Source organism: Streptomyces sp. NPDC127084 (assembly GCF_042724175.1).
Classification (GTDB): domain Bacteria; phylum Actinomycetota; class Actinomycetes; order Streptomycetales; family Streptomycetaceae; genus Streptomyces.
On the sequence record NZ_JBHXFA010000144.1, the window covers coordinates 1 to 14,859 of the forward strand.

15 protein-coding genes are annotated in these 14,859 nt (G+C 69.5%); 12 read left to right on the forward strand and 3 right to left on the reverse strand.

The window, feature by feature from the left end:
* The first annotated feature begins 559 nt into the window (after window positions 1-559).
* From ACFWI9_RS26910 to ACFWI9_RS26930, 5 genes are all read left to right on the forward strand, one after another.
* A complete protein-coding gene (locus ACFWI9_RS26910; RefSeq protein ID WP_387165791.1) occupies window positions 560-1,144 on the forward strand; it encodes a hypothetical protein in 585 nt (194 codons plus the stop codon).
* Window positions 1,144-2,424: an MAB_1171c family putative transporter gene (locus ACFWI9_RS26915; protein WP_387165793.1), complete on the forward strand. Its 1,281-nt coding sequence runs from the start codon at window positions 1,144-1,146 to the stop codon at window positions 2,422-2,424. Before ACFWI9_RS26910 ends, ACFWI9_RS26915 begins: the two co-directional genes overlap by 1 nt.
* 146 nt (window positions 2,425-2,570) lie before the next feature.
* Window positions 2,571-4,070 (forward strand): FAD-dependent oxidoreductase, encoded by a 1,500-nt coding sequence (locus ACFWI9_RS26920; protein WP_387165795.1) that lies wholly within the window; start codon window positions 2,571-2,573, stop codon window positions 4,068-4,070.
* Complete coding sequence (locus ACFWI9_RS26925) at window positions 4,048-4,254, forward strand: hypothetical protein (RefSeq protein WP_387165797.1); 207 nt, start codon at window positions 4,048-4,050, stop codon at window positions 4,252-4,254. Before ACFWI9_RS26920 ends, ACFWI9_RS26925 begins: the two co-directional genes overlap by 23 nt.
* A 306-nt stretch (window positions 4,255-4,560) precedes the next feature.
* Entirely contained in the window at window positions 4,561-5,358 is a 798-nt protein-coding gene (locus tag ACFWI9_RS26930) for a hypothetical protein (protein ID WP_387165799.1), read from the forward strand.
* A gap of 389 nt (window positions 5,359-5,747) precedes the next feature.
* Here ACFWI9_RS26930 and ACFWI9_RS26935 read toward each other — a convergent pair whose 3' ends face one another.
* Window positions 5,748-6,485, reverse strand: a complete 738-nt coding sequence (locus ACFWI9_RS26935; protein WP_387165801.1) for a DUF4232 domain-containing protein — start codon at window positions 6,483-6,485, stop codon at window positions 5,748-5,750.
* 233 nt (window positions 6,486-6,718) lie between these two features.
* On the reverse strand, window positions 6,719-7,414 hold the full coding sequence (locus ACFWI9_RS26940; RefSeq protein WP_387165803.1) for a TetR/AcrR family transcriptional regulator: 696 nt from the start codon (window positions 7,412-7,414) through the stop codon (window positions 6,719-6,721).
* Window positions 7,415-7,569: 155 nt separating this feature from the next.
* On the opposite strand from ACFWI9_RS26940, the gene ACFWI9_RS26945 reads away from it, so the two are divergent.
* From ACFWI9_RS26945 to ACFWI9_RS26975, 7 genes are read left to right on the forward strand one after another with little or no spacing between them, the layout of a single operon-like run.
* On the forward strand, window positions 7,570-8,145 hold the full coding sequence (locus ACFWI9_RS26945; RefSeq protein ID WP_387165805.1) for a 2-oxoacid:acceptor oxidoreductase family protein: 576 nt from the start codon (window positions 7,570-7,572) through the stop codon (window positions 8,143-8,145).
* Window positions 8,142-8,372, forward strand: a complete 231-nt coding sequence (locus ACFWI9_RS26950) for a 4Fe-4S dicluster domain-containing protein (protein WP_387165807.1) — start codon at window positions 8,142-8,144, stop codon at window positions 8,370-8,372. The genes ACFWI9_RS26945 and ACFWI9_RS26950 overlap by 4 nt, the downstream gene beginning before the upstream one ends.
* A complete protein-coding gene (locus ACFWI9_RS26955; RefSeq protein ID WP_387165809.1) occupies window positions 8,369-9,469 on the forward strand; it encodes a hypothetical protein in 1,101 nt (366 codons plus the stop codon). Before ACFWI9_RS26950 ends, ACFWI9_RS26955 begins: the two co-directional genes overlap by 4 nt.
* A complete protein-coding gene (locus ACFWI9_RS26960) occupies window positions 9,466-10,278 on the forward strand; it encodes a thiamine pyrophosphate-dependent enzyme (protein WP_387165811.1) in 813 nt (270 codons plus the stop codon). Before ACFWI9_RS26955 ends, ACFWI9_RS26960 begins: the two co-directional genes overlap by 4 nt.
* Window positions 10,275-11,261: a D-2-hydroxyacid dehydrogenase gene (locus ACFWI9_RS26965; RefSeq protein WP_387165813.1), complete on the forward strand. Its 987-nt coding sequence runs from the start codon at window positions 10,275-10,277 to the stop codon at window positions 11,259-11,261. Before ACFWI9_RS26960 ends, ACFWI9_RS26965 begins: the two co-directional genes overlap by 4 nt.
* 48 nt (window positions 11,262-11,309) lie before the next feature.
* Window positions 11,310-11,630 (forward strand): hypothetical protein, encoded by a 321-nt coding sequence (locus ACFWI9_RS26970; protein ID WP_387165815.1) that lies wholly within the window; start codon window positions 11,310-11,312, stop codon window positions 11,628-11,630.
* A gap of 59 nt (window positions 11,631-11,689) precedes the next feature.
* Complete coding sequence (locus ACFWI9_RS26975; protein WP_387165817.1) at window positions 11,690-13,207, forward strand: class I adenylate-forming enzyme family protein; 1,518 nt, start codon at window positions 11,690-11,692, stop codon at window positions 13,205-13,207.
* 319 nt (window positions 13,208-13,526) lie between these two features.
* Here the strand turns inward: ACFWI9_RS26975 and ACFWI9_RS26980 are convergent, their stop codons facing one another.
* A complete protein-coding gene (locus tag ACFWI9_RS26980; protein WP_387165819.1) occupies window positions 13,527-14,807 on the reverse strand; it encodes a vanadium-dependent haloperoxidase in 1,281 nt (426 codons plus the stop codon).
* Window positions 14,808-14,859: the final 52 nt, after the last annotated feature.

Below are 14,859 nucleotides of genomic sequence, written 5' to 3' on the forward strand. Positions count from 1 at the left end.
CCCACTGGCCGGGCCGGGGGACCGAGTCCATGCTCGGCCCCATCCAGGCTTTTGCCCACTGTGCCTACCTTTGCACCCTGCCGCTTTCGGAACTGCCCGATCCGGCAGTTCTTTTGGCTTGATGCCGACTATAAGATCGGCGAGCCTTCAGGAGGTCACTCGTTCAGATGATCGACACTACAGGCAGGCGTTCGGCTGGAGTTGACCGCCATGCCGACGCTGCCCTGATCTGCGGATTACCTGACGCAGTCTCATGGGAGACGTGTATGCGGAGACTACGGAAGTTCGTCACAGGGCGAGCTTCGGCGCAATCCCGGCCGCCACGCTGCTCGGGGGCGCCAGCCTCGCCGGTCCTGCGAAGGACCCGACGTGGGAAAGTCACACGCCGCAGGACCGGCCCGTCGGTGACCGCGATCCGGCGCTGCCCTGCCCCTGACTGGCTACCCAAAGATAGGTTACGGTCGCGCTTTGCGATCAGGCAGTAGTACGGAGATAGGCCACACGAGTCATGTGCGAAAGCTCACGCAGCCAGTCCCCAGCAGAGGGGGGACTTTCATCAGTGCACCAGCAGTCCCGAGCCGACCGGCAGCGCCACAAGGTGAGTTCGTTCCTCGCGTCCGCTCGCGAGCAACTGGCCATCTCCTACGCCACCTGGTCCACCACGCGTCTCATCCGACGCGACCTGAGACTCTCGGGCGTGCGGAGCATGCAAGGCCTCGTCGACACCATCGCAGAGCGCCGCGGAAAGCCGATCACGCTCACCGAGGCCCCGCTGCCCCCGGAAGTCTCGGGGTTCTGCGCCCGTGGACGGGACCGCGACTACATCGTCGTCGACGCCAACGCGAGCGAGTTGACCCGGTTGCACGCCAGCCTCCACGAGCTCTTCCATCTCTGGGAAGAGCACCCGCCGTCATCCAACGATGACCATCGGATGACGGAGGAGACTGTGCGGCAGCTACTGCCCGGACTCAAGCCCGGGCCGGTGCTTCGAGTCCTGACCAGGTCGCACTACGCGAACGTTCACGAGCGCCGGGCAGAAGCGTTCGCCACGGTGATGCTGGAGCGTCACCTGCGACTGCGGAGCAGCGGAAACAGCAGCGGTTTCCTCACGTCGGCGTTCTCACACAGGAGGTCGGGCGTCTGATGTCCGAGAGCACCGCGTCCATCGTGTACTTCATCAACTTCGCGCTCGCCTTCATCCTGGCCGTCTACAAATGCCTGGCGCTGCGCCGTGACCCCAATCCCACCCTGGCGTTGACCGCGGCAGTGTTCGTGACGTCGGCTCCGGTCTACATCCTGGCATCTCCGGCTGGCTACCGTGCTGTGGGCCAGGCCCTGAACGAGCCGAGCTTTGCCTCACTTCCCGTGTACCTGGGCATCCTGGCGGTGTTCGCCTATACACATATGTTCACCTTCCTGGTCGACCAGGAGCTTCGAGAGAATCGGGCCGCCCTGCGCCGCCGCATCACCGCCTGGACTCTGACCTACTCGGTCGCCGGAATCCTGATGGTGGTGTTCTTCTACGCCGCGGACCTGGCAGCTCCGCCGGACCCTCTGATGTTCAACACGAGCTTCGCCCACGACCCCTGGGTCGTGGCGTGCCTCGCGGTCTTCCTGGTCACTCTCACGCTGGGGACGCTCAACACCTACTGGCGCTGCCGGCGGCTCACCCCCGAAGACCCCGGGGTGCAGCACAGTTTGAGAGCATTCGCGCTGGCCATGTGGTTCGTTTTCGGCTACGCCCTCTGCCAGGCACCGGCCATCGCCTTCGCCGCGGCCGGCAATCACTCCCTGGACCAACTCGGGCTGTACGGAGCCGTCCCGGGCTGTATCGGGTTCCAGATCATGTGCTACGGCATGTCCGGCTCCGCTATCGGCGCCTGGCTCCGCGAGCGGCGCGACACCAAGGCGCTGCAGCCCCTGTGGGATCTGGTCGTGGGCGGAGTCGACGAGGAGCTGGCTTTCAGCGCACGCAGCGCTCGCAGCAGGCGCGTGACGGCTAACGTCACCTTCAATCTGCACCGCCGCGTGATCGAGATCCTTGACGGGACGCGCGCGCTGCGGCCATGGGTGACCCGCGATGCCACGGAGATCGTGTACGCACTCCGCGAGGACCGGGACTCCGAACTCTCGCCACTGGTACGGCGCCTGTCCGACGCCGAGCTCGAGGCGGCCGCGACAGCCGTGGCACTCCGCGACGCGGCGGAACGCCTGCAGACAGCGCGGGATACCTGGGTGCGACTGGGACGTACCGGCCGCCCACAGCCGCAGGGCGTATCCGCAGTGCTGCCGGGCGAGGACACCCCCGCCGGCGAGGAGCGCGAGCGTCTACTCCTCGTCGCCAAAGCCCTGTCTCAGCCCATCGTCCAGGCGGCACTGCTGAACCTGCGGGAGGAACGCGTCGCTACAGCCGTATCCCCATAGGACCGGTCAAGCCCTGGCCCTTCAGTACAGATGGCTATCCGAACACACAAGCTAGGGTCGTCTCTGTCGCCAAGGGGGCGGTCGACGGGATCCAGCGCAAAGACCGACGCGGATCAACGCGTCGTCAGCGAAGAGGGGAATCTTGCGTGCGCAGTGCAGTGGTGCTGGGCGGCTCTTACGCCGGTCTGCTCGCAGCCCGGGTTCTGAGCGATCACGCCGACGAGGTCGTCGTCCTGGAGCCGGATGACTTCCGCAACGGCGACGCACGGCGGGGCGCCCCCCATCGCGACCAACTCCACGCCCTGCTCGCCATGGGGCACACCCAGCTCGAGCGATGGTTCCCGGGAGTCACGGACGAACTCGTTGCCGGCGGTGCCTGCCTGGGCACCGGCCGCGCCATCCAGTACTACGTGGACGGCATGCGCCGACCCGATGTGCCCGACGCCCGCATGCTGGGCGCCTCCCGGCCGTTCGTCGAAGACCTCATGCGCCGCAGGGTCCGTGCGCTGCCCAACGTCACCATGCGTGTCGGCAGGGCTCGCGACCTCCGGTTCACCGGCACGCGGGTAAGTGGCGTCAACTACACGACCGCAAGCGACGCCACTGCCGGCGACCACTGGCTGGACGCCGACCTCGTCGTCGACGCCATGGGCAGGTCCAGTCGACTGGGTACCTGGCTCATGAAGCACGGCTGGGACCAAGCGCCCTGCACGCGCATGAAGGTCGACCTCGGCTACGCCACCGCCCATTTCCGCCGCGGAAACGAGCTGCCCGACACCGTGGTCGCCCACGCCTCTCCCGGCCCCGCCACCGCGTACGACTACCGCAAGGCCTCCATCGAGCCGGCTGCCATCACCGCTCTCGAGGGCAACCGCTGGGGCGTGGTCCTGGCCGCCTACACCGACTACCGGCCGGGGACCGACCCGCACGAGTTCACGGAACGCATGATCAACTCTGTGGCTCCCATCCGGGAAGTCGCCGAGAAGTGCGCGATGGTGTCGGAGGTCAGCACCTTCCACTTTCGCGAGAGCCAGCGCCGCGACTTCACCGCGCTGAACCGGTTCCCCGGCGGGCTGGTCGCCATCGGCGATGCGGTCGCCTCCGTGAACCCCATCTACGGCCAGGGCCTGACGGTGGCCGCCCTGGAGGCATCCGCGCTGTCCGCGTATCTGCGCACCGGAACATCGCCCCACGCAGCCGCCTGGGGGTACTTCCGTCGAGCCGCCGTCATCGTGAACGCTGCCTGGCGACTCTCCGCGACAGCCGATCTCGCTCAGCCTCACGTTGCAGACCACCGTCCCCGCGGCTACCGCATGACACGGTGGGCCGGCGACAAGCTCCTTGAGGCTTCCGTCCTCGACCCGACCGTGAACGCGGCCTTCATGAACGTCATGCACATGCGGGAGCACCCCAGACTGCTCAGTCAGCCGCGCATCCTCCTGGCGGCAGCGCGCGCCCTTGCGGACCGCGCCCGGCAGAGACGCACCACACCGGACTCAACACGCGCCCCCCGGAAGCAGACCCACAGCGCCCCGGCCAGCAACTACGGAGCTCCCGCCCTGCACAACGCACTGTCCTTCTGGAGCGAACCCAACTTCACCGGAAAGCCGCATCGCGCCGAAGGTGGCTCCGAAGACCCCGGTTGACCTGCCCTTCCCCGCCAAGTCGGCCAGGAGCAACACCCGGGACCAGTACTTCATCCTCCGTGATCACGGCCCCGACGTGGACCTCTGCGGCGCCGTGCACATAGCCACACTCGGTCCCGGGGAAGCCTGGAGCGGCGACAAGGCCCTGGGCGGAATGTATGAGTGCTGTCCCGAGGGCGACTGACCCTCACATTTCTCGATCGGAGCGTTCACCCGCCCCACGGCTTCAGAGACAGTCACAACTATCTCCCGAAAGAGTGTTAACTAGACAGAACGGGAGTAATTGTGACAGCGTGTTGCGGTCCGCGTGCCCAGGACGCGACCACTCCGACCACGGGAGGAGTGCGGCCAGAGGTGGCGAGTGTCTCGTCGGTCGCGGTGACGTAGATCGTCCGATCCTCTGCCATCGCCGTAGAGGAGCTCCACGTCGCGGGGCCGTTGGCTCGACCCCGCCGTATGGCGCTCACGGGAACGCGCTGTAGGTGATTCGGTGAACTGGTTGACCTCGCTGCCGGCGGTGGTGCTGGTGGTGGGCTGGCTCTTCGTTGCCCTTCTGGTCGCGGCCTTGGCGCGGGTCGGCGTCCGGGCGCTCGTACCAGTCGGGGAACGGGAACGTGTGCCGCAGATCGCCATGCCCCTGATGCCCACGCTCGGCGCCGCCTTCGCGATCTTCGCGGCACTCACCCTGGCCAGCGAGGCCGGCTATCTGCGCGCAGCGGAGGGGCTGGTGAGCGACGAAGCGGCCGCGACCTCCCGGCTGGCGTGGGCGGCGACGAGTCCGCAGGTCCAGTCCGAGCCGATCCATGCGGCACTGCTGGACTATCTGCGGACCACACGCGTCAAGGAATGGAAGGGCGCGGCAGCGGCGTCCGGCGACGACCCGGCCACCGCTCGCGCGATCGCACGGCTGGAGCGGACCGTGCGCGCCGAGGCGGCAAGGCCCGAGCTGGGGTCACCGGCGGCCACGGAGCTGCTGGTTTCCCTGGACAGTGTCACCAGCAGTCGTCGCTTCCGCATCGCTGCCGCGTCTCGCGAGGTGCCCGAGCTCTACGTCGTCACGCTCGTGGCAAGCGGACTGGCTCTGATCGTGAATGCCGGCGCGCTGATCTTCCGCAGCAGCCTGCGAACGTCTCTGCTGGTCGTGGGCGTTGCCAGTGTGGTCGGACTGAGTCTGGCGCTGCTCTTCGCACTCAGTGCCCCCTGGAGCGGAGCGTTCACCGTCAGCGGGCATCCACTCGAGGCCGTCGCTCAGGACCTGAGATCCGGCTTCTTCGGCGCCGGGCAGTAGGCGGGCGGGCAGCGCGCGCCGCCGCGGGGGTTCCGGCGCTGCTGCGTCATGGGTGGCTGGGACCGCGACGTGCAGAACCTGGAGGCGTGGCTGATGCCCGTGAGGGGGAGCTCAGCCCCGCGAACCCTCCGGCGCCCCCGAGGGTTGTCCCGCCTCGGGGCTCAGCCTCCTCGGTGCCGGTCGCGGTGTACGGAGCGCCGACGCGTTTGGACTCCGGTGAAAGTCGGCGCGGCCGATTCGATGGTCCACGCTGTGGCGGAGGATTGGGACCCAGACGCTGTTCGTGCGAGGAGGCTGCCCGACTCGACGGGGGCGTAGGCTTCGGCGCCGCAGACCAGGGACTACGGGATCCATGACGTAGTTGCGGCAGTTCGCCTGACGGAGGCGTATCACTTCGACATGATGAAGTCCAGGGCAGCTCCGGAAGCAGGAGTCCAGTAGGTGAGTAGCTGACCGTCGTCGGCGTACAGCATGTCGACGGGCATCGGAACGTCGATCGGATTGCTCGCGTTACTGCCGAGCTCGCGGCCGTGGAGGGTGAGGGTGATGGCCTGCGCCTTGTACTCCTCCCTGGCACCGCCACTGACAAGCAGAGCGGTATGGGCCTCCTCGCCCGGAGCAATGGCGACGGGCATCCCCGGGTCCGGGGCGCTGTCCTTGATCACAGGGACCGTGGTCTGGGCATCGGCACCGAGCCGTACGTGGGGGTAGTGGTAGAGGCTGCACTTCGCGTCGCCGACGTTCTGCACAGTGATCAGGAGATGCCTGGCCTCTCTACTGTCCGCCGGCTCCTTCACCGCGGTGACCGAGAGGGCGTCTGCGGCGCAGGGGGCGGCAAAATTCCTGCCGCCGTTCCTGCTGTTCCCTTTGCCGCCACCTGGCTTCGCCGGAGCCGTCTCAGCGGGCTTCACAGAAGCCGTCTCATCCGGTTGCGTCGAATCCGTCTCGCGGGGCTTCACCCAGCCCGTCATACTCGGCGCGGCCCACGGCGCCGGGTCATCCGAACGGTGGGGCGCATTCGACTCGCACGCCGTGGACGCGAGCAGCGCGGCGACCGCCGCAGCCCCGAGTGCGTAGGGCATCAGGCCCCTGGGGCTCTTGCGCTTCTTGCGCACGCGAAAAGTCATGGTGATCCCCCGTGGTTGGCCGTATGCGGCCGTTTTCGACTCTCTCTTTGCGGGGTCAGTCTGCACCAGACTGGGTGCCAGGATGCTTGCCCTGTATGTCTGTTACCGAGCAAGCACACAGGAAGATCCGGTTCCGCCGGAAGAGCAGTGGCCTTGACCACCGATCCCGCGTTCCGCGCACGGGCTGTGCGCCGACCGCCAACACCTCCCCGCAGTGGGTCTGAACCAGGCGGTCAGTCGCGGCTGCCAAGCGGGTGCCGGGGGTCAGGTGCCGAGCTGAGGCTGAGGCCGGCGAGCGCGAATCGCACCAGGTGTTCCGTCTCCGCCGGGTCCGGCCGGGTGCCGGTACGCAGGTGTTCGTGGAGGACCGCGATGGTCAGCAGGTAGACGGTACGGGCATCGCGGTCGTGGTCGACGCCCGCACCCGTACCCGTGCGCACGCCGGTTGCGGCGGCCTCGCGGAGTGCCGAGGCCAGCGGCTGGATCATCGCTTCCTCGGAGGCCCGCTGCTCCTCGGGGAAGCGTGCCGCGAGCCGGTCGACATGGGCCAGGAAGGGCCGGGTCCTGGCGGCCGCACGCTGGTCGGCGGCCTGTGCGAGCACCCCCTCGATCCATGCCCGGACCGCGTCGAGTGGACCTTCGGCGGCGGAGATCCGGTGGCGCAAATGGTCCGCCATGCGGCGCCGACCGTGGTCGAGCAGCGCGATGAGGAGGTCGTCCTTGGACCGGAAGTGCCGGTAGAACACCTGGTTGGACAGGCCCGACTCGTGCAGGATGTCGCGCACCGTGGGGTCCAGCGACCCGGTCCTCTCGATCACCGTGTAGGTGGCCTCGATCAGCCGCTGCACCTCGGCCGCCGAGACCTCGTAGCGCCCGGCGAGCGGCCGGGCGACCGCGCGCTCCACCAGATCCGGTGCCCTGTCCGCCATCCGCCCTCCCCGCCTTCCCGTCCTGTGCAAGAAATCCTGCCACAGCATCTGGCGTCCGGGAACGCTCATTCCTATTCTGAGAACACTGTTCTGATGGATAGTCAGGTAGTGGGGAGTCAGATACCGAGTCCCCGACTCAGGCGGAGGGAGGGCCGGTGGAACGTGAACTGCTGATGACCGGTATCGGCGGGCAGGGCATCCAACTCGGCGCCAGGCTGCTCGCCCAGGCGCTGACGAACGCCGGACTCGCTGTCTCGATGTTCGGCAGCTACGGCGGGATGATGCGCGGCGGCAACACCGAGGCCACGCTGGTCGCGGGCGATCGCGCGATCGAGAGCCCGCCGACCGTCTCCCTTGCCTGGTCGTGCCTGGTCATGCACGGGGCATACGCCGACAAGGTCACCGAGCGCGTCAGGCTCGGCGGTCTCGCAGTGGTCAACAGCACGCTCTGTACTCCCCGCTCGTGGCCGGACGGGATCCGCGTGCTTCAGGTCCCCGCCACGCGCGTCGCGGACGAGCTGGGCGCGGTGGCCGCAGCGACGCTGGTCGCCCTCGGCGCATACGTCCGCGCCACCGGCATCGTCGGGATCGACGAACTGGTGGCCACGCTGCCCGATGTTCTGCCGCCCTACCGCAGCCGCCTGCTGGCCGTGAACGAGCGGGCCCTGCGAACCGGGTTCGACCGCGCGGCCGCGGTGTACCTGCCGGCCTGGCCGGAGGTGGTCGCATGAGCCGCGGCACGCTCGTCATCGACGTCGAGGCATGCAAGGGATGCGAGCTGTGCATCGACGCCTGCCCGCCGTCGGTACTGGTCATGACCGACGATCAGGTGAACAGCCGAGGGCACCGGTATCCGCGGCTGCTGCCCGGCTGCATCGCCTGCACGGCGTGCACGGCGATCTGCCCTGACTTCGTCTTCCAGGTGTACCGCTACGACCAGACGGCGGCCGGCCGATGAGCGGGCCGTCCCGGCTGCTGGCCGGCTCCGAAGCCGTCGCGGCAGCGATGGTCGCCGCGGGCTGCCGGTTCTTCGCCGGCTACCCGATGACGCCGTTCACGGAGGTCCTGGAGTCGATGGCGGCACGGCTGCCCGAGGCCGGCGGCGTCTGCATGAACGCGGAGAGCGAGCTGGAGGCGATCGGTATGTGCTGGGGAGCCGCGGCGACCGGCACGTGCGCCGCCACCGGCTCGACCGGCCAGGGACTCGCGCTCATGCAGGAGTCGCTGGCCGAGATGACGCTCGCGCGGCTGCCACTGGTCGTGCTGAACATGGCCCGGGGCCAGGGAGACTACTTCCAGACCACCCGCGGCGGGGGCCACGGGGACTACCGGTTGCCCGTGCTCGCGCCGTCGGACGTCCCGGAGGCGGTCGCGCATATCTCGCTCGCCTTCGAGTGGGCCCAGGCATGGCGCACCCCCGTCATGGTCCTGGGCGACTACTACCTCGCGCACACGCACCGGTCGGTGGCGATTCCGCAGGGGCCGGAAGGAGCCTCGCAAGGAGTCCTCCCGCGCCCCTCGTGGGCGCTGGACGGCACCAGCGGGGGCACCGGCCGCGCGAAGCTGGTCTCGCCACTCGGCACAGCCAAGCAGCGCGACGGCCTCGGCGGCCAGGCCGGCTACGACCTCGCGGTCCACTACCGTGCCTGCGCGAAGCGGACGGAGACGATGCTGCGCGCGATCCCACCCCGGGTGGAGTCCATGCTCATCGACGACGCCGACCTCGTGGTCGTCGGCTACGGCACCCCTGCCACGTACCTGCGCGCCGCCGTCCGCGAGCTGCGCTCCTCGGGCGCTCGCATCGGGTTCGTGCGGCCCGTGACGCTGGTCCCCTTCCCCTACGCCGAGATCGCACGGCTCGTGAGGGGCGCGCGTGCCGTCGCGGTGTACGAGAACAACACCGGGCAGGCTGTGCAGGACGTACAGCTCGCGGTGAGCGGCGCGCTGCCGGTCGAGTTCATCGGCGGACTGTCGATGGATCCCTCCGGCTTCGGTATCGCACCGGACCTGGACGTGCGGGTGCTGCGGGAGCGGATCATGGAGGTGGCGCCATGACCAGGCGCAAAGCCCTGCCCTTCGTCCCCACGGACGAGCCCCCGGCATGCGGCGCGAAAATCGTCCACGACTTCACGCCCGCCCTGGTCGACATCGGGGCACATCAACTCTGCCCGGGCTGCGGTGAGCCGGTCGCGATGCGCGCCGTTGTGGAAGCCGTCGCGGAACTCGGGCGCACTGCCTCCTGCGTCGCGGTGTTCGGGATCGGCTGCTCCACGGCGTTCTCCAACAACCTCGACATCGAAGTCGTCCAGGCCCTTCACGGGCGGGCCCCTTCGGTGGCCTCCGGAGTGAAGCGGAGCCGACCCGATCTGACCGTGCTGACCGTGCAGGGCGACGGCGACATGGCCGACGAGGGACTGCAGGAGGTGATGCACGCGGCAGCCCGCGGCGAGCGGATCGCCTGCTTCATGCTCAACAACGGCGTGTTCGGCGAGACCGGCGGCCATATGACAGCCACAACCGTACTCGGCCAGCGCACGAAGAACACCCTCGAAGGTCGTGACAGCACCCGTCACGGGCATCCGATCCGGCTCGCGAACCTGCTCGCCCAGCTGGACGGAGCGGTGTACGTCGCACGCGGCGCGGTCGACACCGCGGTCAATGTGCACCGTACGAAGAGGATGGTGCTGCGGGCACTGCGGGCACAGGAGTCGGGCTTCGCTTTCGTCGAGATCCTGACGATGTGCCCGACCGGCTGGTTCGTGGAGACGACGCAGGCCCCCGGCTATCTGGCCGAGCACCACGCGTCGGTGCACTCCATGGGCGTGCTCAAGGACCTGGACGGCGGGAAGGACGTGGCGCGGTGACGGAGCGTTCCGCGGTCGTCGTCGGTCTTGCCTACCCGCAGTCCTGGGACCAGCGGGCCGCCGACCTGATCGAGCGGGACATCGCTGCGGTACGGGCGGTCGACTCCCGCGTCGAGGTCGTCCGATGCCCGCCCGGCGCTACCGCTCCCGCGACGCTGGCCCGGCTCGACATCCTCGTCGGGCTGCGCTTGCCGTCGGACGTCCCGCGGGCAGCGCCGCGCCTGCGCTGGGTCCAGGCCATCGGCGCGGGGGTCGGACACCTGCTGCCCGCCGACCTCGAAGCCCGCGGCATCCGGCTGTCCACCGCGTCCGGGGTGAACGCGGTACCGGTCGCGGAGTTCGCCTTCGCGAGAGTGCTCGGGCACTTCAAGCGGTTCGCCGAACTGGACCGGGCGCAGCGTGAGCATCGCTGGACCCCTTGCTACGGCGAGCCGTTGGCAGGCCGTACCCTCGGCGTGCTCGGCCTAGGTGCGATCGGCAGCGAGGTCGCGGTACGTGCCCGGGCCTTCGGTATGCGCGTCTCGGCGATGCGGCGCAGCGCCGGACGCCCCGCCCCGCAGGCCGACACGCTGTACGGGCCGGACGGTCTGCACTCGATGCTGGCCGAGTGCGACGCGGTGGTCGCGGCACTGCCGGAGACGCCGCAGACCATGGACATGTTGGACAGGGCCGCGTTCGCCGCGATGCCTGCGGGAGCGTTCTTCTGCAACGTGGGCCGCGGGTCGTGCGTCGTGGAGGAGGCCATGGTGGAGGCCCTGCGGTCGGGGCGACTCGGCGGTGCCGCGATCGACGTCGCCCGCCTTGAACCACTGCCCGCCGCGAGTCCTCTGTGGCACGCGCCGAATCTGGCGATCTCGGCGCACTCGGCCTCCGCCGCGGACACGCACTTCGCCGGGGTCTTCCGGCTCCTGCGGGAGAACCTGGCCCGCTACCTCGCGGGCGAGACGCTGATCAACGAGGTCGACACGACGATCGGGTACTGATCGGTTCCGGCAACCCGGTACCGGCGACGGACACGACGGGAGTGGACTGTGGACAAAGAGCGGGTGCTCGGGCGCATCGGCAGCAAGGTTCTGCTGGACAACGACCGGGTGCGGATCTGGGAGCTGCGGCTCGCACCCGGCGAGCACAGCGACGTCCATCGGCACGAGCTCGACAACATACTGGTGCAGATCTCCGGTGACCGGATCGCTGTTCGGCCCGAGCCCGACACAGAGGGCCCCTACCAGGACTTTCTGGAGGCCGAGGTGCTGCCCGGCGCCGCGATCTACGTCACCCGAGGTGGTGTGGAGACGGCGGTGAACACCGGGGAGCGCCATTACCACGAGATCATCGTCGAGCTGAAGGACTGAGCGGTCTGGCGCGGCGGCCGGCACGCGCCGCACCGCCGCGCACGCAGGAGGCCCCCAACATGCCCGTACCCGTGCACCAGTTGCTGATCGGCGACATCTTCACCAACGCCGCTCGAGCTGCGCCCAACCGCACGGCGGCCGTGCTCGGCGACCGGTCACTCACCTTCGCCGAGGTCGACACCCGCGCCGACACGGTCGCCCGCACTTTGCGGCGACTCGGTGTGGGCCCCGGAGAACGCGTCGTCAGCTGGGCGGGCACAACACTCGACGCAGTCCCCCTCTTCGCCGCACTCGCCAGACTCGGCGCAGTTTACGCACCTGTCCCAGGAACGCTCGGCGTCGACGAGGCGGCCGAGCTGGCCGCCGAGGTCCGCCCGGCGCTCGTCGTCGCGGCGGACCGGACACCGGCCGAGACCGCGCGGCTCGCCGCCGCGATCGGCGCCCCGGTGCAGGACCTGACGGCTGTGGTCGCAGCAGATGCAGAGGCACATAGTCCGGCCGCGGTGCGGGACTCTGATCCGTATACCGGGACCGGTCTCCTGGAGATCGACCCGCACTGCTTGTTCTTCTCCTCAGGCTCGACCGGCCGGCCGAAAGGCGTCGTGCTGTCCCACCGGGTCAGCTTCCTGCGCTCCCACCCGGGATCACAGCTCGAACCGCGCGGCGCCGCGATCTGCTCGTTCCCGCTGTTCCACATGGCCGCTTGGACGATCTCCCTGCAGCAGTGGCAGGCACGTGACACTGTCGTGTTCCTGGAACATGCAGACGGGCACGCGATCCGGAAGGCGGTCAAGACCCACCGGGCGACCCGCCTGTACTGCGTGCCCGCTGTCTGGCAGCGGGTGCTGGACGGTGACCACGCGGCGCTGGCCACGCTGCGTTTCGCCGACACCGGCACGTCCGCCGTCACCACCGGGTTCCTCGACACCCTCCGGGCCGCCGCACCGCGCGCCCACGTGCGGGTCTTCTACGGCTCGACCGAAACGGGCAACGTCGCGGCACACGACGGCGACAGCCTCCGCGACCACCCGGATTCCATCGGCGTGCCCGGTACGTCGACCGAGGTACGCAGGAGCGCCGACGGGGAGCTGCACGTGCGCGGCCCGCTTCTCTTCGACGGCTACTTCGACGACCCGGTGGCCACCGCCGCGGCCTTCGACGACGGCTGGTACCGCACCGGGGACCTCGCGGAGATCGACGCAGCAGGGCGCATCACCCTCACCGGACGGCTCGGCGAGCTGATCCGCACCGGTGGCGAGACCGTCCTCCCCGGGGAAGTGGAGGCCAGGCTCGCGGACCATCCGGCCGTGGCCGACGCCGCCGTCGTCGGCCTGCCCGATCCTGCTTGGGGCGAGGTGGTGTGTGCAGTCGTAGTACCGTGCGACCCCGGTCGTCCGCCGAGCCTTGAGGACCTGCGGCGCCACCTCGACGGCAGGTTGGCCACCCACAAGCACCCGCGCCTGCTCCGCGTCGTCGACGAACTGCCCCGCACACCGGCCACCGGCCAGCTCCGGCGGCGACTGATCGCACAGCGGATCACGGCCGCCCCGCCGTGCTGCGGCGCCGACTCCTGGTGAGCCGCCCGGCCTTGCTGCCGGTCGGCAGACGGACGCCGGGCCGGAGTACGACCGGCGCCCGAGGCTGCTGCTGGTCGCGGCTGACGCCCTCGGCCCGGAGCCGCGCAATGACGCACGAGGTGCACGGTCAACGGCCTGTCCCTGCGCCGGCGGGACCGCTCCGGCCGGCAGTGCCACTGGATACCGGAGCTCCATGTGATCGACCGCCGTAGGGGGTTCGGGGGTTCCACGAGGACCTGCTGGATTGTGACGGCCGGCGCCGTCGCGCGGATCCCCCCAAGGTCACCGCGAGCTCAGCCCGCCCGCACTGAGTAGCTCGTCAGTGCCTGTTTCCGGGTGGACATGTCGGCTGGAACGGAGGGGGGATACGTGGGTGTTGCGGGCGTAGTGGTCGGAAGTAGTGGGTGATTGTCCAGTGGCCGATGCGGTCACCGGCGTGGCATCCGGCGGTGTCGGCTGTGCGTGTGTGGATCCCGGCCCACACCCGTGCGTCGATCATGTCCTCGTTGAACCGGTCGGCGTACGCGTAGTGCCGTGATGTGCCGGTGGCCTCGGAGGAGATGGTGAGGTCGATGCGCCGGGTTCCGAGAAGTCCCGTCAGCGTCTGGGCCACGGCTCCGGCGACCGCGGCATGACCGCTGACGTAGTCCGGGTGCGGCGGTGTGACGAGCAGCGGCTGCCACTGCGGGTCGGCCTCGGTCGCCGGGTTGCCGTCGGTGTCGGCCAGTCGAACGGCGCTGATGGGCCGCCAGGTTCCGTAGTGCAGCTTGGAGTCCCAGGCGGTGATCACGGCATCGGTCGCGGACGCGTTCGCCGCGGCGAACAGCCGTGCCGTTTCCGCGATGCCGAGGCGGTGACGCGTGGTGTAGTCCCGGAACGCCTCCTGGAGCTGCACCACGAGACTGCCGCCGAAGAACAGCGCGGTCTCGGTCTGCAGCGCGGTGCGGAGCGATCCGCTCCTCGCCCCCATGGCCTTCACCTCGTTGACATCGTCGGCGTAGCGGGTCGAGGAAAGGGCGGGGGGAGTGCCGGGGCGGAATTGGTGCGGGGATGTGAGCACCATCGGGCGGAGCTCGCCGAGCCAGGTGTCGATGAAGGGGAGGTGGGCAGGCGGCGTGGGCCGCCAGACGCCCGGCGCCGGCGTCGCGCTGAACTCCACCGGCGCGAAGCGGCCGTCTCCTTCGCGCAGCTCGATGAAGTGGGCCGCGGCCCGTGCTCCGAAGGCCACGCCCTGTCTTTTCGCCCTGTTGTCGGGGATCTTGGCGAGTGAGTCGGCGTACGCGGTGTCGAGCTGAGCTCGTGAGGCGGGGAAGAAGTCGACCAGTACGTGGTGTGCGGCGGTCACGGCTGCCGCCTCGGGTGACGCGGTGGAGGGTCCGCGCACACGCCATTGGTATGGGGCGTAGCGGCCTTGGATGCCGACCACGGCGTTGTAGACGGCAGCCGAGACGAACCCGTGCCAGATGACGGCTTGCCCTGACGGGCGGGTGGCTCCGAGGTTGGCACTGATGGTGTCGGTGGCGATGGCGTTCCAGTCGCGGATCGCGGCGGGATCCGCCGCCGGATGGTCGTGCGCGGGGGGCGGGGGGCCCCCCCCCACCCCGATTGGGGGGCGGGGGGGGGTGGGGGGGGGGCGGTCGCAGGGTGGCCCC